Source organism: Acinetobacter sp. 40AMC3-4 (genome assembly GCF_049898185.1).
Lineage (GTDB): Bacteria > Pseudomonadota > Gammaproteobacteria > Pseudomonadales > Moraxellaceae > Acinetobacter.
Genome location: NZ_JAFCXG010000002.1, coordinates 258,994 through 280,243 on the forward strand (window position 1 = coordinate 258,994; position 21,250 = coordinate 280,243).

Here is a 21,250-nt window from a genome sequence, read left to right on the forward strand (position 1 = left end):
CTTATGAGCCTATGACTCATCGTATCAGGCATAAAAATTATGCAAAAAACTTCAAAATCATCTGAATAACAGTAGCATTGATTAAGTCAACGAAGAACGCACCACATAATGGAACAATCAGGAAGGCCTTATGCGATGCACCATACATATTAGTAATCGCCTGCATATTGGCAACCGCTGTTGGCGTTGCACCCATACCGAAACCACAATGACCTGCTGCAAGTACCGCAGCATCATAGTTTTTGCCCATGATGCGAAAAGTGACGAAAGCTGCATACAAAGCCATGGTGATGGTTTGCGCACCCAGAATCACCATAAGTGGTCCTGCAAGGTCAGCCAATTGCCATAATTTCAATGATAACAATGCCATTGCCAAGTACAGCGACAATGAAGCATTACCGAACACATCAATCGCACGATCGAAAATCTGAACTTTGAAAATACCTTCCAGTACATTACGCAGGATGACACCACCTGCCAATGCCCACACAAATGTCGGCAGTTCAAATGCAGTACCTTTACTGAAACCCGTCATGAACTCTGCAAAAGCCAAACAGCCTGCGAACAGGCCCAAGGTCGTGATTGCATTATCAGCGGTAATTAAACGCACCTGATGCGGATATTCAAATGGAATATATTCGGTCGAGTTGATATCCATTGGCGTGCTGTCACGCTTTTCGATTTGTTGATCCGTACGTGCAATTGCGAGATTATGACGGTTAATCAGCAGTTTTGCTAAAGGACCACCAATAATCCCACCGATAATCAGACCAAAAGTGGCACTGGCCATCCCCAGTGCAAGCGCCCCCTGAATGCCATGTTCAACCTCAAAAATCTCACCCCATGCACCTGCAGTACCATGACCACCGGTTAAGGTAATTGAACCTGCAATCAGGCCAATCAATGGGTCAATACCGAGCAAGGTGGCCAGACTCATGCCGACTGCATTTTGTAAGATAATAAAAGTTGAAATAGCGAACAGGAAGATTACCAGACCGATGCCGCCTTCACGCAACTTGGAAAAGTTGGCACTGAGACCGATCGAGGCAAAGAAGATCAGCATAAAACTGGTTTGTAGCTCTGAACTGGTGGTGATGCTGTATCCCCACAGTGAATGCACCAGTAATGAGATAATCGCAGCAACCAAACCGCCTGCAACCGGCTCAGGAATATTGTAGCGCTTTAAAAAATCGATTTTATTAACCAGGAATCGGCCGAGTAACAAAACAATGACTGCGGCAATCAAGGTATAAAATGCGTTAAAAGTAAAATCCATAATTTTTTGCCCAAGATGATTTTGAATTTTTTATTTTTCTAAAAGTGATGGAGTGCGCTAGATTTCTAGCTCGCTCATTAGATGTTCATCTGGAAATATCCTGATTTGATCTATCACCTTTAGAAAAACAAACCGATTTATCATCTCTTTCAAACTTATGAATATCATCATCACGATCATATTCAACAAATGAGAGATTTATAAAAGCAACACCTTTTCTATTCCGATACTCAGTCTGTTGTAAAATTGCAGACAATTTTCAAACAGATGCGCATGCTGGTAAAAAAACTGTGTTTTAAGCTCAAAAAAAACATTCAGTGCTTGATGAGTGCTTTCAACCTAAAGACTTCATTCAAGCCATCTGGAATCGCGTTATTTAAAACAGATCTTAATCACGAAATGCATGAATTAAGATGAAAAGTCGTACATTATGCTGTTTCTTCGTATCAGGTTTTATTTCTTTTTATTAGCAATAGTTAATTTACCTATAAAAAATAATTATAAATTCTCATTTTTATATGAAGATTAATCTATATTTTAATTCAAAAAAAATATTAATCTTTTACTCGACACAAAATGAAACAGGGATCTTGAAATTAAATTATCTTGATTTTCAGTCAAAATAAACCAGTTCTCTGTGTGAAATTGTTATTGTTGAATGGTTCAAGCACTTGGGTTTTAAGCCATTTTTTAAATCAAAGACCAACTTTATGACTAAATCCATTGCTATCACTTAGGCGATTTATGCTCAGCTAAAAGAATGCGAAATTTCATTATTCAAGTCATTTTGTTGACAAATGGTTTTTTCAGCTAGCGAAGAATTAAATTTTCCTATCCCCCGTTCTGTTTGTTTAGTTTATAGTCATTGCAAACTCAATAAGGATATTCGACTGGACCCCATAATGGATCAAAATCTTGTTCATGCTGTAGATCACACCATCACTTCTCGCCATTCAGTGCGTGCTTTTTTAAATACCCCCGTTAGTACAGACACCTTAAAAGAGATTCTGGCGGTGGCCAGCCGCGCACCTTCAGGAACCAATACCCAACCCTGGAAAGTGTATGTGGTAACAGGTAAAAAGCGTGATGAACTCGTGCAGCAGGTTTGTCAGGCACAAATGCAAATCTATGCAAATCCGGAATTGTCGCAGCAGTATCAGGAAACTTTTGCCTACTATCCTGAACAATGGATCTCGCCATTTATTGAACGTCGTCGTGAAAATGGCTGGGGTTTATATGGCTTGCTGAATATTCAAAAAGGCGAAAAGGAAAAAATGGCGCGTCAGCAGCTGCGTAATTTTGAATTATTTGATGCCCCTGTCGGCTTATTTTTTACTGTACATCGGTCTTTGGCGATTGGGTCCAAAATGGATGTTTCCATGATGATCCAGAATGTTATGCTGGCAGCAAAAGCCCGCGGTCTGGACACTTGCCCGCAGGCAGCCTGGAATCACTTTCACCCGATCGTGCTTGATCTGGTCGGCGCACCCGATGATGAAGAGCTGGTCTGCGGTATGGCACTGGGTTATGCCGACCCAGAGCAAATTATTAACAGCTTTATTACCCCGCGCGTTCCCGTAGAAGAATTTGCCGTGTTTATCGATGAGTGATGCAAGCAGGGCTAAGCCAACTTGCTTAGCCCTCTGTCCAGACCAGTATTTTTATTATCTGAGAGGCAGCCAGCATCTATGCATTTTTTAGGCTGGGCATGTTGATTTTAAAAATCGCCCAAGCAGAAATACCGACAAAAACCAGCATGATCAATGCCATATTCAGTAAAGCATGCCAGATCAGAAAATTCAGTAATACACCGCCCAATAAACCACAGACAAATTGCATACTGCCCATAATGGCACTTGCAGTTCCTGCCCGCTCGCCCTGTTTAGCCATTGCTAAAGCCATGGCATTCGGACCAGTAAACCCAAGGGCTGCCACCACAATAAACATGCCTAACAACACCCAGAGCACAGAATCGACATCCAGACAGCCGAGCAAGATTAACCCTAATACACCGGCAAACTGCAGACAGGTGCCAATTTTCAGACGCTGCAATATCGAGAAACGCCCAGCCAGACGTTTATTCAAGGTCGAAAACAGCATGATCCCGAAGGCATTGGCACCAAAGGCATAAGCAAACTGCTGCTCGGTCAGTTGATAACGATCCATCAGAATGGCCGAAGAAGCGCTGATATAACAGAACATCACCGCACCGGAAAAACAGCCGGCATAGAGCGGACGTCGAAAGCTTGGATCCTGAAAAATGCACCGGTACAAACTTATAACCTGTTGAAAGTTCAGCTTGAGACGACGTTCTGGCTCCAGGGTTTCTTTAAATAGAAAATGTACACAGGCCAGACTCAACAGACCGCAGCCCATCAGCACCAAGAAGATCACATTCCATTCATAAAACATCAATACCCAGGCCCCCAGACTCGGAGCGATGATTGGTGCAATCGCAGTCACAATCATCATGCTGGCAAAGGCCTGAGCTGCTGAATGCATATCCAGGCGATCACGAATTGCAGCACGTGCCATGACCACCCCGACACAGCCACCTAAGGCTTGCAGAATCCGTGCAGCGATCAGGCTCCATTCATCCTGCGCAAAGACACACAGTAAACTTGCCACAATGTATAAACACAGCCCAAAATACAGTGGCGGTTTACGTCCAATCCGGTCACTGATCGGACCATAAATCAGTTGCCCGATCGCCAGACCGAAGAAATAAGCCGGCAAGCTATTGGAAACCATTTGGGTACTGACACCAAAATCTGCTGCCATAGCCGGTAAGGCCGAAAGATACATATCAATGGATAAAGGCCCGAGTGCACTTAAGGTCGCCAGCAAAACAATCCAGGACATGGCATAAGGTTGTTGTACTATTTTATTCGATGTCATAAGCATGAAGATTTAAAGCGCTAATATGCAGACAAATTAACACAGTGCATAGTATGATTTAGCCTGAAATGAAGATTTATAAATATACTATTTTCATTAGCCTATTCAGATTCAGCTCTAAGACTGCAGTATAAAGGACGACCTTTGAAATCTTGGCTCACTCGTCTCAAGCAAACCACCTATAACACGACCTTGATGTATAACCTGCGCATGATGACGGCATTTGCAGGTACCGCCTTTGTTCCCTATTTTATGGGACAACAATTGATGACGATCCCATTGACTTTAGGGGTGGTCGCAGCCGGTTTAAGCGATATTGATGACCGCTTTTCGGTGCGGATTTTAAATCTGCTCTACACCTACATTGGCTTCTTTATTACGGCAGTAGGCGTATATCTGCTTTTTCCTTATCCCTTGCTGTTTGCCTTGGCCTTAATTGTGTCCTGTATTGCCCTGATTTTGCTGGGTTCACTAGGGCGACGCTATGCCACGATTTCCTACGGCTGTCTGGTGATTTCCGTTTATTCCATGCTCGGGGTGGAGCTGTTTGATGAATGGTATAAACAGGCTGGTTTATTGGTCATCGGCGCGATGTGGTACGGTCTGCTGTCGACCATCAGTTTCCTGATTTTCCCTGCCCGACTGGCGCAAGACAAGCTTGCCATTTCCTATTCTGCTCTCGGTGACTTTTTATATGCCAAGTCCAATCTGTTTGATGTGGACATGACCCCGAAAAGCTATCAGCAAAGCATGATTGAACTCTCGCTTGAAAATGGGAAACTGATTGCGATTTTTAATGAGATGAAAACTGCCCTTTTGACTCGCCTGAAAGGTGACCGGGGGCAAAAAGACACCCGTCGCAGCCTGCAATATTATTTTGTCGCGCAGGATATTCATGAACGTGCCGATTCAGCGCATATTGATTATCAGAAACTGGCCAAGATTTTCCAGCATAGCGATATCCTGTTCCGCTTCCAGCGCATCATGTCAATTCAGGGCAAAGCCTGTAAGGACCTGAGTGAAAGTTTGCTGCTGCGCAAACCCTATGTGCATAATCAGCGCTTTAAGCATGCCTTTGACAACCTGAGACAGTCGCTAGATAAATTACGTCAGGAACAGCATTATGATCAGGTCTGGATCAGCGCCCTGTTTGCGCTGTTTCAAAACCTGAAATCGATTGATGCCCAGTTACGCAACCTGGAAACCGAGCAAAATATCAAGTCCGAGCGTTTCAAACATATCGAAAACCAGCTTAGAGATGATGACCTGAAAGGCTGGGATGACATCAAGATTCGGATTAAACAGCATTTGACACCCGAGTCGGTGCTGTTCCGGCATGCCATCCGCCTGTCGATTGTGCTACTAATCAGCTATATCTTCGTACAGGTCAGCAATATTGAATATGGTTACTGGATTTTATTGACTGCACTCTTTGTCAGCCAGCCCAACTTTAACGCCACCAAACGGCGTTTACGTCTGCGTATTATCGGTACGTTGGTCGGTATTATCCTCGGTTATGCCATTTTATATTTTGTGCCGTCCATCGAAGGACAATTATTGCTTCTGGTACTGAGTGGGATTCTGTTCTTTGAATTGCGCAGTAAACAGTATGCACAGGCCACCGCCTTTATCACGATTTTAGCCCTGATCAACTTCAACCTGGACGGTATGGGCTATGCCGCGGCCATCCCGCGTATGATCGACACCTTGATTGGCTGTGCGATTGCCTGGTTCGGCGTCAGTTTTATTTTTCCAGACTGGAAGTTCCGGCGTTTGCCGCGCAGTATCAAACGCAGCTTGCAGGCAGAAGCAGATTATTTGAGTGAAGTAATCGAGCAGTATAAATCGGGACGTAATAATGGCCTGAAATATCGGATTGTGCGCCGTGCTGCTCATAATACCGATGCCGAGGTAGCCTCACTGATTTCGACACTGGCCACTGAACCGGATATTGATCCGGTACAAAAATCGCTAGCCTTTGAGTTCCTTTGTCTGAACCATACTTTTATCAGTTATATTGCTGCACTGGGCGCACACCGGGAAAAAATTGAAGATCAGGACATTCTGAATTTACTGGACAAAGCTCTCGAGAACATTCGTGGTGCATTGTTACGAGATGAAATGCCCGATTTAAGTGCGCAAAATATGATTCCCCATATTCGACAGCGCTTGGCTCAAGATCAGGAGCAAGATCAGAAATCCCTGATCATTTTGCAGCAGCTGTCTTTAATGTTCAGCATTTTAAAGCAGTTGAGTCAACTGAAACAAAGTTTGATTCATGAGCGTGATGAACAGGCAACTGAATTAGGTTCATTATAATTTGGCTGATTTTGGAACAATATACTCACTGAATTGGTACAATTAGTGCTAAACTTTTTACAGTTTAAAATCTGCTAATTTCACTATGACCGCGAAAAATTTATACGCTTATACCCTCCAGCCTGTGAACTATGAAATTTCAGAAGCCGAGCAGCGTCATGCTCAGCTGGTGATCTGGCGTAGTACCAATAAAATTGGCATGAAAGCATGGCTGATCATGGGTGCTGTTGTTGCACTTTCTATTCTGGGCATTCTGCTCCTGAAGAACTATTCTACCGTGTTCTGCTGGGTGGCCATTGTCTGTGTGGTGTTGTATTACCTGATCCGTACCTTTGGTCTGGAATGGTATGTTAAACGCAAGATGAATGAATTTCCGGTACAGGAAATCAAAGGTGTTCGCCTGGGCGTACAACCACATGGCATCGTGATGCGTCAGAAAATGGGCATGCAAGAAGGTGTTGGGGCGATTAGCTGGAAAGACATCTATGAATGGTACAACACACCAGAATTCATGTTGGTCAATTTCAAGGTAAAAGGCCAGCAAGGTGCATATATCCTGCCGAAACGTCTGGACAGCAAAAACTTCTCTTTCGCCACGATTCGCAAGCATCTGGAAGCAGAAGTCGGCGCAGCAAAACAAATCTAAACTGTTCTTTCTTCAGTGAAAAACCTCCTGTCCCGGCATGGAGGTTTTTTTAATCTCAAAACAATAAATGATAATGAGAATAAATATTATCCTCAACACCTATAATTCGAGCTTAAACTTCAGTTATAATTTTGCCACTTTTATAGATCTCACCCTTAATCTGACGACCATGTTTAAAAAGACATTTTTCCAAATCCACTGGTTTCTGGGGATTACAGCAGGTTTAATCCTCTCGATAATGGGGGTCACTGGCGCAATCTATTCCTATGAACAACAAATATTAAAATGGATGAATAGCGACAGTTATACGGTTCAGGTTCAGCAACGTGACAAACTCACGCCTGCCGAGCTGTATCAGCACTTTAACCGTACTGCGCCTGACATGAAGATCAACAGTATTACCGTGGCACAAGATCCAAGTGCTTCGAGTACCGTGAATGTCGCTAAAGAAGGCGCACGGCGTGGTCAGAACATCATGATCAACCCGTATACTGCGGAAGTCTTACCAGAGATTAAGGGTCGGGAGTTTTTCCAGTTTATTCAGCAACTGCATCGTAATTTGACGGTTGGTCCAGTAGGTAAACAGATTACCGGTGCCTGTACCCTGATGCTGATCTTTTTTGTCTTGTCAGGTCTATACCTGCGCTGGCCGAAACGTCATTCGATCAAGCAATGGTTCTTTGTAAAACCTCAGCTGAAAGGCCGTAATTTTATCTGGGATCTGCACGCTGTTGTGGGAACCTGGGTGGTGATTTTTTACCTGATTTTAGCCTGTACCGGCCTGTACTGGTCTTATGACTGGTGGCGCAATGGCATGTTTAAGGTACTGGGTGTAGAGCGTCCGCAACCGGAAATGCAGGCCAATGCCGGCAATAACCGTGGTGAAGGACATCCAGGCGGCGAACGTGGCCCACGTGCTGAAGGTGAAGCACGCGAAGGTCTCAGCCCTGAAACTACTGTCCGTGCACTAGACCAGAGCTGGATTGGCTTTAACACTGAATTTTCAGATAAGTATTCTACCGTAACGTTTAACCTTCCAAAAAAACCGGATGGCGAAATGCAGCTGAGCTTTGTGGATCCGATCGCTCAACATGAGCGTGCACGAAACAGTGCTACTTATAATTACCAGACAATAGAATTTAGCGAAGTCGAGCTGTATGAAGATAAAAAGCTCAACGAAAAAATCATGAGCAGCATGTTACCGGTGCATCGTGGCAGCTTTTTCGGTCCGATCTACCAGTTCTTTACCATGCTCGCAGCCTTGTTAATGCCATTGTTCTTTGTGACCGGCTGGATGCTCTATCTGAAACGTCGCAAACAGAAACGCTTAACACTCGCAGCACGTCAGGGTGCGACTTTAGTGAACCTGAATGAAAATGCTAAACCGTGGCTCATTGCTTATGCCTCACAAACAGGGGTTTCTGAGCAACTGGCTTGGCGTACAGCAACTGCCCTGCAGGAAGCACGTCAACCGGCAACAGTGAAGCCGGTACAACAACTGACGCTTGCCGATTTACAGCAAACCGAACAGGTATTATTTGTTGCCAGCACCTATGGCACAGGCGAAGCGCCAGATCTGGCCTCTTCTTTTGAGAAAAAAATCCTGTCTGCACAAGCTGATCTCAGCCATTTAAGTTATGCGGTATTGGCCTTAGGTTCTCAGGAATATCCAGACAGCTATTGCAGTTTTGGTCACCGTATTGATCAGTGGTTAAAACAGAATGGTGCCCAGCAGCTATTCAATACAATTGAAGTCGACAATGCCAATAACGAGCATATCCAGCAATGGAATACTGCACTGGCACAAGTCACTCGACTTGAGCTACAAGCGATGAGTATCGATAAGACCTTTGATCGCTGGAGTTTGAGTAAACGTGAAGTCCTCAATCCGGGTAGTCTGGGTGCGCCTGCTTTCAATATCGAACTGACCCCTGAACATGAAGCCATCTGGCAAGCAGGTGATATTGCCGAGATTCAGCCAGGAAATAGCCCAGAACGTATTTATGCATTTATGCAAAAGCACCAGATAGCAGCGGGTACACAAGTACCTTCTATGCAACAGAATATTGAACAGGCACTCTGGGATCGTGATCTGACTCAGGCTGAACCTTTTGATTCTCTGGATCAGCTCCTCACGCAATTACCGGTTTTGGCAACACGTGAATACTCCATTGCCAGTATTCCAAGCCAGCAGGTTTTACGTCTGGTGGTACGTCAGCAAACCGATGCTAGTGGTAATCTGGGATTGGGTTCCGGCTGGTTGACTCAACATTCAGCGCTTAATGCACCCATTGCACTGCGTATTCGCAGCAATGAGTCTTTCCACCTGATTGATGACAACCGCCCGATTATCTGTATTGGTAATGGTACCGGGATTGCGGGATTATTAAGTCTGCTCAGTGCGCGTAACCGTCAGGACTATAGCCAGAACTGGCTAATCTTTGGTGAACGTCAGCGTGAACATGACTTCTTCTTTGAAGAAACCATTCAGGCCTGGCTGCAAATGGGAACCCTGAAACGTCTCGATCTTGCATTCTCGCGCGACCAGCAGGAAAAAGTCTATGTACACCATAAACTGCGTGAACAGGCTGAAGAACTAAAAGCCTGGATTGCACAAGGTGCGGTGATTTATGTTTGTGGTAGCATCAATGGTATGGCCAGCGATGTGGATCAGGCCCTGACCGAGATTCTCGGTGAAACAATGCTAGATCAATTACGTCTGGATGGACGTTATCGCCGTGATGTATATTAAGATAACCTGATATGCTAAAAACCGGGCTCAATGGCCCGGTTTTTATTGAAGATACAAAAGCAATAATAAGAATATGAATAAGAAAAAAGGAACTCTGGATGCTCAATCAACTTAAACGAAGTCTTAGCCTGATCTTTGGCTTGATTCTATGTCTCAATAGCGTCTGGTTACTGAGCCAAGGTCAGAGGCATTTTGCTATTGCCTTGTCTACCTTCATTGGGGTGGCATTCATCCTGTATGCCTTGTTTTTTTCATCTATTCAGCGCTGGAAACAGAATTCCCGATTCAGAACCTTGTTCTGGAACAGTCTCTGGGGCGGATTTCTATTCTGGATCATCAGTGTCGCTGCTTTCTTCGCTTATATCCAGATGTCAATCAACCCGACTGTTCCGGCACGACCTGCTGCAGCGATTTTAGTATTAGGTAGTGGTATTAATCAGGGTCAGCCCTCACCCATCTTAAAAAATCGTCTGGATACCGCAGCAAAATATGCAGAACGATATCCGAAGACTTTAATCATTATGACCGGTGGACGAAATTTCTGGGAGAGACAGAGCGAAGCTGAAGTCATGCAAAGTTATATCCATACGAACTATCCGCAGCTCAACAACCCCATTAGCCTAGAAGATCAAAGCAGGAGTACCCAACAGAACCTGCAATATTCTCAGGCAATATTAAAACAGCAACATATTGATCGAAATGAGCCAATTGCGATTGTCACCAGCGATTTTCACAGCCCTCGTGCTCGCGCCATTGCCAGACATCAGGGTTATCAACAAGTCATCAGCCTGAGTGCCAGCACACCCCAGAATGTTCGCTATAATTCCTGGTTACGCGAATATTTTGCTTTGATTAGTGGCTGGCTACTGAATGAATATTCATTGTTCCAATAAACAAGCTGTTTTAAAAACAATAAATTTAATTTAAACGGATCTGCCTAGGCAAAGGCATATCCGGATTTTTAAACAGTTCAGGTTTTTGCACATAAATCTGATACAGATAATTTTTAATATCGAGTAATAATTTTTCCGGTGCCACCAGAATATTCTGTCCTTCCGGGGTCAGATCAAGCGAAACAATGGTACTTTCCTGACGTAAAAAGGGAATGACTTTCTCTACAAAATCCTTAAGACCAATTTCCTGAATCTCGTAATTTGCCCAATTGTCTTTAATCAGCAGTCGAGCCAGACCTTTACTTTGCCAGCAGGCAAATGCGCGTTGTCCGGTAGGCGTGGCACATAAGGCCCAGCCATCTTGGTAGAGTGCAAAAATGCCAGCATTGGCAACAATGGCTTCAATATATTGCTTATAAAGCTGTTGAGGATCGAAAGCAGTTTTTTGGGATTTGGTCGCGGCTTTGCGCTGATAGGGATTTCTCATAATCGTGAAATCTTAATATTATTATAATAGAATCAGATTCTAAGGAATAAATCGAGTTGAAGCAAGAAGATATGGTGGGCGCTGACGGGATCGAACCGCCGACATTCTGCTTGTAAGGCAGACGCTCTACCAACTGAGCTAAGCGCCCTGAGAAAAACAACAACGTTGTTTTAAATGACGCAAGACCAACAAGGAATGTAGTCTTGGTATCTTGAAAACTCAGATCTCAGAAATCCAAGCTTTTCATCTTAAGATGGCGCAGCGGACGGGGCTCGAACCCGCGACCCCCGGCGTGACAGGCCGGTATTCTAACCAACTGAACTACCGCTGCATCGTAAGAATCTGGTGGGCGCTGACGGGATCGAACCGCCGACATTCTGCTTGTAAGGCAGACGCTCTACCAACTGAGCTAAGCGCCCTGATAAAGAGTGTCAATCTTTAGTTTATTAAATTCAGGCTCAGGGACCTCAATTTAATTTCTTTTGAAATGGCGCAGCGGACGGGGCTCGAACCCGCGACCCCCGGCGTGACAGGCCGGTATTCTAACCAACTGAACTACCGCTGCATCGCAAAAGAATCTGGTGGGCGCTGACGGGATCGAACCGCCGACATTCTGCTTGTAAGGCAGACGCTCTACCAACTGAGCTAAGCGCCCTCAAAAGGTCTATCGTATAAATGGCGCAGCGGACGGGGCTCGAACCCGCGACCCTCGGCGTGACAGGCCGATATTCTAACCAACTGAACTACCGCTGCATTTACACAATGTCGCTATTGTGGCAAACGAAAATCAAGATCTTAAAGTGGCGCAGCGGACGGGGCTCGAACCCGCGACCCCCGGCGTGACAGGCCGGTATTCTAACCAACTGAACTACCGCTGCAACTATAAGGTCTCAACATGAAAGAGCTTGGTGGGCGCTGACGGGATCGAACCGCCGACATTCTGCTTGTAAGGCAGACGCTCTACCAACTGAGCTAAGCGCCCTTTCTAAACGTCTATCATCGTTTGATGGGTGCATTATAGAGAATCTGCACAGCCTGTCAAACGCTTTTCGGAATGTTTTCCACTTTTTAGGTGTGAGTGATTAAAAAATAGGTTGTTTGTTAAAAAAAACAACACTTTTTGTTTATTTTTTAAGTCTCTACCGAAATTTTTTAATTTTCAAAATGAAAATTGAAGCGAAATTTTGTGTTTTACCCTGCGAAGTTTCAGTCTAACCACACGACATATTGCAATTCTGATTAAGGATTATACAAAGCTTTAAAATACTCGACGTTGTGTTCATGTAATCTTGCAACTGTCATTTATTTTTAAGTGGGAAATAGCGATAAATTTAAGCTTTAGAGGATGATTCAACCTGTTCTATGCCATGAAAATAGGATCTGGATCAGATTAATCAATCTTTTCTGCTGTCTCCATCAAGATCAAGCAGATTCAGCCCATAAAAACAAAATCATTTTCACATGATCTTAAAATCTAACTTTTATTCGCTTTTCGAAACATTTAGTTTTTCCAGATCTAATGTCTGTTCTGAGATATAAACCAGTGCATCTTCACTGATCAGGTCAAATAATTCAGCGACCTCCGGATTACGCATACGAATACAGCCGTGCGACAGCGGCTCTCCCATCTTTTCGGTTTCTGGGGTGCCATGAATATAGATATAACGCTGATAGGTATCGCAGCCCTCCCCTTGATTAAAACCTGCCTCAAGGCCACTCAGCCATAAAATGCGCGTCAGGATCCAGTCACGCTGCGGAAATTCTGCTGCCAATTGGGGATTATAAATTTCACCCGTCACCTGACGTGCGACAAATACACTATTTAAGGGAGCATTCTGACCAAACTTTTCAGCGACTTTGTGCCATCCACGAGGAGTCTGGCCACTATTTTCAGTTTCGCCAATGCCATTTTTGCCACTGGAAATCAGATATTGCTTGTTTAGACGGGGCAGATACAGTTTTTGTTGGGCAAGATCAATCAGGATATCGGCTTGATCCAGATGCAAGGTACTCATGACTTGTTATTCTCAGACTCTATTTTGTTTGGTTTTATAGGGTTTAATTTGCTATCTACAGATTGCGGAGTTTGTAAATCTGTCTTTTCTGGGTCGACTGTATTTTGCTGAATAATGATCTGATTCGGTTCAGGGCGTCGCCATAACCAGATCGCGACGATCAGCATCGTAATATTGGTAAAGGCTTTCACTGCCAAGGGTGCCGTAGTAAACAGCATAATGATCCCGCTGATCAGCATCATGATACTGGCCAACCATTTGGCCTTATGCGGTACAGTACCGTGCGCGCGCCAATCTCTTAAGGTCGGACCATATTTGGGATGATTCAATAACCAGTCATCCATTTGCGGCCAGCCTTTAGATGCCGCCCAAGCCGCCAGAATCAAAAAGACCGTTGTTGGCATACCCGGCAGGATTGCACCGATAAAGCCCAGGATCACAAACAGCACCACCAGACTTCGCCAAAACAACACTTTCATACATCAACCCTAGCCGCAGAATTCAGGTAGTATAAAGCGTTTTCCGATACTGTCCGTTGTATTTCTGCACTTTTCACAGGTTGTCCTATGCCCTTTTCCAATTTAAACCAAAATCTTGTAGAAGCATGGCAACGTCATCAACATCCTCTGGTGCGGCAGCTAGCATTTGCTGTTGGCAGTCCGAATATCCTGTCCCATGTTCCAGATGAACTTGAGCTCATACATCGTTTTGAGTTGCATGACAGCCAGACCTGGCAGCGACATCTTAACCATTATCATCCACGCTTGGAATTTCTTGATCAGCATCCAAAAGAATTAATCGAATTTGTACAGCAACTAAAAAGCACACGTTTGGGGCTGCGTTTTGAAATGCTGGTCTGGTTCTGGTTGCTCGATGATGCTTACCATCCCTATCGGCTGCTTGGCCATAGTCTGCAAAAAATTGAAGGCGCCAAAACCTTGGGTGAGCTGGATTTTCTGCTATTAAATACTGATACAGGACAGATTGAACATTGGGAAGTGGCATTGAAATATTATCTGGCCGAAGCAGATTTTAGCCTGCCGCATTGGTATGGCCTAAACCGCACCGATACTTTAATCAGAAAAATGAAACATTTCACACAAAAACAATTCCAGTTTGATGAGGCTTTGCAGCATCCCATTCAAAGACGGTTTTGCGTCCTCAAGGGACAGCTGTATTTGCCTACACATCATGCCGATCAGCCAATTCCCTCATGGATCAATACCGAGCGTCGGCTGGGCGTATGGGGACAGCATATTCCTGCTGCACAGCACGGTTTCTATCGTCTGCAACGACATGAATGGATTTATCCGCAAGCCCGGCCGAGCAGTTCAGCTGCGATCTGGTGGACGGATGGACTTTATAAAAAACTCGATAGTGATGACTTTTATATGTATCGCAATCCGGTGCTGATCCAGCATCCATCGCATAAGCCCCTATAAAGCATTACATTTATTAACCGAAGCACTATGAAAACCACATATTTTTTAGAGCGTATATTTTCTACTCTAAGTCCCACATCATAATAATTTTATTATTGATTATACGGAGATGATGATGAAAAAAATTCTTGCTGCTTCATTAATGATGGCTTTTGTATTGACTGGCTGTAACACCGTAAAAGGCATGGGCAAAGATGTGTCTAAGGCTGGCGATGCGGTAACCAATACTGCTGAAAAAACCTCTGACGAAATCCGTCAAAACTAGTTTTTTCCTAAACGCTCACAGAACCCTATCTCAGATAGGGTTTTTTTATATCAGTCGTTCACATTCACGTCTATATTCGCCTATTATAGAACCGAAAAAATTATCGACTGTTGAATACCGTATGAGCTCTTCCGCTACCCTCGATTTAAGCCTGCAACTATTACGTCAGCCTTCTGTCACACCGATTGATCATGACTGCCAGAACATCATGGCTGAACGTTTAAAGAAGATTGGTTTCAACATTGAATCCATGCGCTTTGAAGATGTAGATAATATCTGGGCACGCAAAGGCACAGAAGGTCCGGTCTTCTGTTTTGCTGGCCATACCGATGTCGTGCCAACCGGTAATCTGGATGCCTGGAACTCAGATCCTTTTTTACCTGAAATCCGTGAAGGCAAACTTTATGGTCGTGGCAGTGCCGACATGAAGACCGCTTTAGCAGCTATGGTAGTTGCCACAGAACGTTTTGTAGAAAAATATCCAGACCATAAAGGCTCGATTGCCTACCTGATCACTTCAGATGAAGAAGGTCCGTCGATTAATGGCACGGTGAAAGTGATTGAAACACTGGAAGCGCGTAATGAGAAAATCACCTGGTGTCTGGTCGGTGAACCGTCTAGTACCAATACATTGGGTGATATTGTCAAAAATGGCCGTCGTGGTTCAATAAATGCCAACCTGACTGTAAAAGGCAAACAGGGTCATGTGGCTTATCCGCATCTGGCCGTGAATCCGATTCATACCGCTTCCAAAGCCATTGCTGAACTGTGCGACACAGTCTGGGATCATGGCAACGAATATTTCCCGGCGACGACCTTCCAGATTTCCAATATCAATTCGGGTACAGGCGCAACTAACGTAGTTCCCGGCACCATGAACCTATTGTGCAACTGGCGTTATTCAACTGAAGTGACCGCTGAAGAACTTAAAGCACGTACTTTAGAAATTCTGGATCGTCATGGTGTGGATTATGACATTTCTTGGACTTTATCTGGCCTGCCTTTCCTGACGCCAGTTGATGAACTAGTAAATGCAGCTAAAACCGCCATTCTGAATGTGACGGGGACTGAAACTGAACTATCGACTTCGGGCGGTACCTCAGATGGCCGCTTTATTGCCCCTACCGGCGCACAGGTACTGGAACTTGGCGTATTGAATGCCACGATTCATCAGATCAATGAACATGTCGATATTGCAGACTTAGAGCCATTGGCTGAAATCTATGAGCAGATTCTCGTGAATTTACTTGCCAATTAAGTAAATTCATAACGCAATAAAAAAGGAACTCCATGGAGTTCCTTTTTTATATTTTATAGCCTGGATTACAGCCCGATTGTAGCCTGAATATTGGTCATATTCGGAATATGGAACAGCTGTTCGTTCATGCGCACATATTGAAAGATGGCAGGATCATTCACCGGCTGATCGACATCGACCACTTCGGAAATACGAATCCGGATGGTTTTCGGCATTTCATTACACATCAGGGCAAAGCGCTGAGTAATTTCATCCCCCTCAATCACCAGTGCCACCCCATTTTGACGTGACGGATCATTCACTGCATAGACCGGTAACTGTGCCTCATGCCATTCTACAGTTTTGACCTGAGTATTGCTATCCAGTGCTGACAGGACAATGTTTTGTGGCAATAACATCGGATCTTTGCCATGACAATCAATAATATAGGCATCAACAAATCCGGTCGATACCGTAATCAAATGCTGAAGTTCCTGCTGGCTAATCTGATCAGCCATTTTATTGCTTGAATTGGTCTGACTCATATATTACCTCTGTTTTTCAGCAATCAGTTGCTGGATATTGGCCAACAGTTCCGCTTCCTGGAACGGTTTACCCATATAATGTGTTACACCTAGGCTGAATGCACGTTCACGATGCTTCTCACCGGTACGTGAGGTAATCATGATAATCGGCAAGTCACGGTGAATATCATGGTGACGAACCAGATTGGTCACTTCGAAACCGTCCATACGTGGCATTTCGATATCCAGCAACATCAGATCCGGTCTGACGTTTTCAAGCTGCTCGATCGCATCCACACCATCTTTGGCAGTGACAATATCATAGCCTTGACGTTCAAGCAGACGCGACGTCACTTTACGTACAGTCACCGAGTCATCGACAATCATCACCAGACGACGTGCATTTGAATTACGCGAACCATCACGCTGATCATTCAGCTGTTTGACACGCTGTGTCGCCTGAATCTGGCGGGCAACATTCTGTCCATCGAGAATCAGACAGACCTGACCATCACCCAGAATCGTGGCACCGGCCACTACCCCGACGTTGGCAAACTGCTGTCCAATCGGTTTTACTACAATCTGCGCTCGTGAACCGACCAACTGATCGACCAGCAAGGCAATGGTTTGACCACTATTACCTTTAATCAACAGCACCGGCAATGAATGACCAACATTATTCAGACGTGGAATCGGCTGGTTGCCAACAAACTCAGACAGATAACGCAGCTTATAGTTTGCGCCATCGATCTTGAAATAGTCATCTTTACTGTTGAAATAGCTTTCCAATGTGGTCGGTGCAATACGCACAATTCGGTCAATCTGCGCCAGAGAAATCGCATATTGCTGATCGCCCACTTTCACCATCAAGGCATCGCTGACCGCTACGGTCGTCGGTACGCGAATCGTAAAGACCGTACCCTTGCCCAGTTCCGAGCTCACTGACACATGGCCGCCCAGTGATTTGATCTCGCTTTGTACCACATCCAGACCGACACCACGACCAGAAATCTGGGTCACTGCTTTCGCGGTACTGAAACCAGGATGGAAGATAAATTGCAGGATTTCTTCCTGATCAATGACTTGATCCGCTTTGATTAGATCCAGACTCAGCGCTTTTTCACGAATCTTCTCCGCATCGATCCCCTTACCATCATCACTAAAGGACACAATTACATCGGTTCCCTGACGGCTGATGTTCAAGACAATAGAACCGACTTCCGGCTTGTTCAGTGCGATACGATCTGCAGTATCTTCCAGACCATGGTCAATCGCGTTACGCAGCATATGCTCAAATGGGGTGACCAGACGCTCGAGAATGTTACGATCCAGTTCACCTTCGGTATTCTGTACGATCAGTTCTGCAGGACGGTTCAAGGTGGTCGAGGTTTGACGCACGATACGCTGTAAACGCGGCAACATCCGATCAAATGGAACCAGACGGGTACGCATCAGGCTTTCCTGAATCTCGGCCTGAATACGGGATTGTTGCAATAACAGACCTTCAGTTTCGCGAATCTTGTCGGCCAGTGTACTCTTGAAGTCGACCAAATCTGATGCAGATTCTGCCAGTGATTTAGACAGCTGGTTGAGCGACGAATACTGGTCCATTTCCAGCGGGTCAAAGTCAGCATAGCGCGAGTTCTCTGAACCGTGTTTGGCAATAATCTGTGATTCCAGCTCGCCTTCCATTCGACGTAACTGATCTGCAAGACGCTTGATCGCCAATTCCATCTCGTTCAAGGTATTGCCCAGCTGGCCCAAGTCCATCTCGATACGCGAACGGTTAATCGAGTTCTCACCGGACAGGTCAATCATCTTCTCGACCAGATCAGCAGAGATACGGATCATCTCGTTATTGCTATCGCTGGTGCCGCTATTCGCCCACTCACCCATCATCTGTGGCGGCTCAGTACCATCACCTTCAACAAAGCCGAAGTCGGTACTGACCACCAGATTATCTGTTTTCGCCAGACGCTCAGGCAATTGCGCAGTAACATCCACATAAGCAATCTTTTTCAGACTGCTGTGCAGCGGCTCAAAACCGTTATAGTCACGCTGGAAAATCGCCTGTCTTAACCAGACCAGCGTTTTCTGCAATAAGCCATCATAGGCATTCGAGTTAAATTGATAGACCGCAAACTGTTCGAAAGTTGTTTCCAGCTCATAGGCGATACTGGCCACTTCTTCAACATCAATCATACGTGCACCACCCTTGATACTGTGGGCAGCACGCTGTAATTGCAGCAATAAACTACGGTCACTACGCTGATCAAACCATTGATTGAGGAGTTTCTCGGCATTCGCCAGAATCTCTTCGGATTCTTCAAGGAAAGATTCTTCAACAATCGATTTCAGTTCGTCTTCTTCAGAGCGTTCTACTGGTGTGTCTTCAGTGGCCTCAGGAGATTCCAAGATTTCCAGTAATTCTTCAGCTTCAGCCAGATCAGTTGCAGGCTGTTCAGTCGTTGCTGACTCTTCAAGTTGCGGTTCAGGAATTGATGTCGCTTCGACCTCTGTAACTTTAACTCCAGTGTTCGCGCTCTCCACAGCAGCAACAGCTTGTCCAGAAACCAATGCCTGAATATTTTGCAGAATCGCAATCGCTTCTGGTGCAGGATAATCAATACCGTCTTCCCGAATAGATTGAATACGATCGGAAATGTTGTCCTGAACCAGACGAATAATCTGGATTAAAGCAGGTGTCACGGCAATTTGCTGACGGATCACCCGCTCATAAATACTTTCCAGTTCATGCGCAATCAAACCGATATGCGATGCTGCGATCATGTTTGCACCACCTTTTAAGGTATGCAAATGACGCATCAGATTATTCAGCGAGGTTGTATCGTCCTGTTTTTTGCTCCAGGTATTTAGATCTTCATCAATGCCTGCCAGCAATTCATCCGCTTCTTCCAGGAAGATACTTAGTAATTCTTCATCAAAATCACGGTTGGTTTCAGCACTTTGCTGCTGCTGACGATCCGCAGCGATGCGTTGGCTCAAGCCAGCAAAATCGACACTGCCAGTCGCGACAGTTTCAGCCACCTGTGTGGCCTCTGAGCTTAGCTCAAAATTCTGATTGGTATTATCTTCAGCAAATATTTCCAGATCCTGCTGCACAAATGCAGACAGTTCACTGAGTATTTTTTGAATTTCATCATTCAGAATGACGCGCTGTCCTGCGGCCAAGGTATCAAATAAATGAATAAATTCCTGATGCGCCTGTGCGAACAGTTCATAAGCATAATCGCTGTTTAGCAGCACTGGCTTTTCAAGCAGCGCATCATAAGCCGATTTCAGATCGGCAGTGAATTCATGAATTCCCTGCGCTGCCCGGCTTTCTGTATGTGCCAGCAATTCCGCAGCCTGCTGGCTGAGTGCCTGAATATATTCCGGATAATCGACTTGGGCGCGTTTATCAAATTCAAACTCGGCATCCAATAACAGATCAATATCCAGCTCAACCAGTTTGGACACCAAGCCTTGCGTCTGAATACTATTGGTTTCAGTAACTGCAAAGCCATAATCATTCCAGACACGCTCAAAGGTGGCATATACCGCATCCAGTTTTGCAGTGTTGCCCTGACGTAGCAAATGCAGATAGTCACTGACAAACTCGGCATACTGAATCAGTAAAGCAGTTTCTTTTGAGGTTGAGACAATTTCATCTTGCAGCAGGGTTTTGAACAGATGCTCTACTTTAGAGCTGGCCTCAAAAATCTGGTCAATCTGCGCCATGGATGAACTGCCGCGCAAAGTATGAATCGCACGAATCAGCGCATTATAATCTTGTGATTTTTCATCTTCAGTGCGAAGGAAGGTAGCAATCGTATCCAGATGCTCTTCTGCTTCTTCAATAAAGATCGCTACAGTTTCTTCGATATCACTGCGAACCGGTACTTCTACTGGCGCTATTGTTAGCTCAACTTCACTTGGCTCATTGTCTGCAAGCTCAAGACCTGTCATCTGACCTTCAGCGGTCAAATGATCTGCCAATGCCAGTAATTCTTCCAATGCAGGTTCAGGCGAAATTTGTTGTTGTAATTGTTGTCCCAACAGCACCATTGGACGCAGATCGAGATCCAATTGCTGTACATGTTTGAATTTTGGATATAAAGCATATTGATAGACATTCAGTACCGCTTGGGCAAATTTCTGTACCGTCGGTGTTAGCTGAATCGAACCGGACAAAACCCGGTTTAAGGTATCTTCAACCGCCCAGGCCATTTCCCCTGCCGATTTTGCCCCGACCATGCGGCCTGAACCTTTCAGGGTGTGAAAATGGCGGCGAATGGTCTTCAGATTTTCTTGATGATCTGGATTGCTCAACCATTCTGGAAATAAAGCATTTAACTCAACGAAGATCTCTTCGATTTCCTCAACAAAAATTTCAAGAATTTCTGCATCTTGGTCAAGATAACTATCTTCAGGAAGCGTTGTCGTTTCAACTAAATTTTTTAATATTTCTTTCATAGCTCATGCTTCTTACGTTA

14 protein-coding genes, 8 tRNA genes and 1 pseudogene are annotated in these 21,250 nt (G+C 44.9%); 8 read left to right on the forward strand and 15 right to left on the reverse strand.

Going from position 1 to position 21,250, the window contains the following annotated elements; translation table 11 throughout:
* Window positions 1–37 precede the first annotated feature (37 nt).
* Window positions 38–1,276 (reverse strand): sodium/glutamate symporter, encoded by a 1,239-nt coding sequence (gene gltS / locus ACP7BU_RS03965; protein WP_314103621.1) that lies wholly within the window; start codon window positions 1,274–1,276, stop codon window positions 38–40.
* Window positions 1,277–2,178: 902 nt separating this feature from the next.
* On the opposite strand from gltS, the gene ACP7BU_RS03970 reads away from it, so the two are divergent.
* Complete coding sequence (locus tag ACP7BU_RS03970) at window positions 2,179–2,886, forward strand: nitroreductase (protein ID WP_004280692.1); 708 nt, start codon at window positions 2,179–2,181, stop codon at window positions 2,884–2,886.
* 76 nt (window positions 2,887–2,962) lie between these two features.
* Here ACP7BU_RS03970 and ACP7BU_RS03975 read toward each other — a convergent pair whose 3' ends face one another.
* Window positions 2,963–4,180, reverse strand: a complete 1,218-nt coding sequence (locus tag ACP7BU_RS03975; RefSeq protein WP_253174380.1) for a multidrug effflux MFS transporter — start codon at window positions 4,178–4,180, stop codon at window positions 2,963–2,965.
* Window positions 4,181–4,318: 138 nt separating this feature from the next.
* On the opposite strand from ACP7BU_RS03975, the gene yccS reads away from it, so the two are divergent.
* The 4 genes from yccS to ACP7BU_RS03995 all read left to right on the forward strand — a co-directional run bounded on the left by yccS (window position 4,319) and on the right by ACP7BU_RS03995 (window position 10,784).
* On the forward strand, window positions 4,319–6,493 hold the full coding sequence (yccS, locus tag ACP7BU_RS03980; protein WP_425878742.1) for a YccS family putative transporter: 2,175 nt from the start codon (window positions 4,319–4,321) through the stop codon (window positions 6,491–6,493).
* 85 nt (window positions 6,494–6,578) lie between these two features.
* The gene (locus ACP7BU_RS03985) at window positions 6,579–7,139 is read left to right on the forward strand and encodes a YcxB family protein (protein ID WP_004280696.1); all 561 of its coding nucleotides are present in this window, start codon (window positions 6,579–6,581) and stop codon (window positions 7,137–7,139) included.
* Window positions 7,140–7,308: 169 nt separating this feature from the next.
* Window positions 7,309–9,891: a PepSY domain-containing protein gene (locus ACP7BU_RS03990; RefSeq protein ID WP_425878739.1), complete on the forward strand. Its 2,583-nt coding sequence runs from the start codon at window positions 7,309–7,311 to the stop codon at window positions 9,889–9,891.
* A 98-nt stretch (window positions 9,892–9,989) separates the two neighbouring features.
* Window positions 9,990–10,784: a YdcF family protein gene (locus tag ACP7BU_RS03995; RefSeq protein ID WP_005104046.1), complete on the forward strand. Its 795-nt coding sequence runs from the start codon at window positions 9,990–9,992 to the stop codon at window positions 10,782–10,784.
* Between the two features lie 25 nt (window positions 10,785–10,809).
* Here the strand turns inward: ACP7BU_RS03995 and ACP7BU_RS04000 are convergent, their stop codons facing one another.
* The 11 genes and pseudogenes from ACP7BU_RS04000 to ACP7BU_RS04050 all read right to left on the reverse strand — a co-directional run.
* Complete coding sequence (locus ACP7BU_RS04000; protein WP_005104048.1) at window positions 10,810–11,271, reverse strand: DUF2750 domain-containing protein; 462 nt, start codon at window positions 11,269–11,271, stop codon at window positions 10,810–10,812.
* A 72-nt stretch (window positions 11,272–11,343) separates the two neighbouring features.
* Window positions 11,344–11,419: transfer RNA gene (locus ACP7BU_RS04005), tRNA-Val, on the reverse strand.
* Between the two features lie 106 nt (window positions 11,420–11,525).
* Window positions 11,526–11,602: transfer RNA gene (locus ACP7BU_RS04010), tRNA-Asp, on the reverse strand.
* A gap of 12 nt (window positions 11,603–11,614) precedes the next feature.
* Window positions 11,615–11,690: transfer RNA gene (locus ACP7BU_RS04015), tRNA-Val, on the reverse strand.
* A gap of 69 nt (window positions 11,691–11,759) precedes the next feature.
* Window positions 11,760–11,836 (reverse strand) — tRNA-Asp (locus tag ACP7BU_RS04020).
* A gap of 14 nt (window positions 11,837–11,850) precedes the next feature.
* A tRNA-Val gene (locus ACP7BU_RS04025) sits at window positions 11,851–11,926 on the reverse strand.
* Between the two features lie 21 nt (window positions 11,927–11,947).
* A tRNA-Asp gene (locus tag ACP7BU_RS04030) sits at window positions 11,948–12,024 on the reverse strand.
* Between the two features lie 48 nt (window positions 12,025–12,072).
* Window positions 12,073–12,149: transfer RNA gene (locus ACP7BU_RS04035), tRNA-Asp, on the reverse strand.
* A gap of 28 nt (window positions 12,150–12,177) precedes the next feature.
* Window positions 12,178–12,253, reverse strand: a tRNA-Val gene (locus tag ACP7BU_RS04040).
* Between the two features lie 499 nt (window positions 12,254–12,752).
* The gene (elsL, locus tag ACP7BU_RS04045) at window positions 12,753–13,286 is read right to left on the reverse strand and encodes a cell wall-recycling L,D-carboxypeptidase ElsL (RefSeq protein ID WP_004280701.1); all 534 of its coding nucleotides are present in this window, start codon (window positions 13,284–13,286) and stop codon (window positions 12,753–12,755) included.
* A 125-nt stretch (window positions 13,287–13,411) separates the two neighbouring features.
* Window positions 13,412–13,765 (reverse strand): annotated as a pseudogene (locus tag ACP7BU_RS04050) (YbaN family protein); the annotation flags it as partial.
* 87 nt (window positions 13,766–13,852) lie between these two features.
* Here ACP7BU_RS04050 and ACP7BU_RS04055 point away from each other — a divergent pair.
* The 3 genes from ACP7BU_RS04055 (at window position 13,853) to dapE (ending at window position 16,251) form a co-directional block, all read left to right on the forward strand.
* On the forward strand, window positions 13,853–14,728 hold the full coding sequence (locus tag ACP7BU_RS04055; protein ID WP_425878737.1) for a DUF1853 family protein: 876 nt from the start codon (window positions 13,853–13,855) through the stop codon (window positions 14,726–14,728).
* A gap of 112 nt (window positions 14,729–14,840) precedes the next feature.
* Window positions 14,841–14,993, forward strand: coding sequence for an entericidin A/B family lipoprotein (locus ACP7BU_RS04060; RefSeq protein ID WP_004280704.1), 153 nt, complete (start codon window positions 14,841–14,843; stop codon window positions 14,991–14,993).
* Between the two features lie 121 nt (window positions 14,994–15,114).
* Entirely contained in the window at window positions 15,115–16,251 is a 1,137-nt protein-coding gene (dapE, locus tag ACP7BU_RS04065; RefSeq protein WP_425878735.1) for a succinyl-diaminopimelate desuccinylase, read from the forward strand.
* Window positions 16,252–16,316: 65 nt separating this feature from the next.
* Here the strand turns inward: dapE and ACP7BU_RS04070 are convergent, their stop codons facing one another.
* Window positions 16,317–16,775, reverse strand: a complete 459-nt coding sequence (locus tag ACP7BU_RS04070; RefSeq protein ID WP_425878733.1) for a hypothetical protein — start codon at window positions 16,773–16,775, stop codon at window positions 16,317–16,319.
* A 3-nt stretch (window positions 16,776–16,778) separates the two neighbouring features.
* Window positions 16,779–21,230 carry an Hpt domain-containing protein gene (locus tag ACP7BU_RS04075; RefSeq protein ID WP_425878731.1) on the reverse strand — a complete coding sequence of 1,484 codons (4,452 nt, stop codon included), beginning with the start codon at window positions 21,228–21,230 and terminating at the stop codon, window positions 16,779–16,781.
* Window positions 21,231–21,250: the final 20 nt, after the last annotated feature.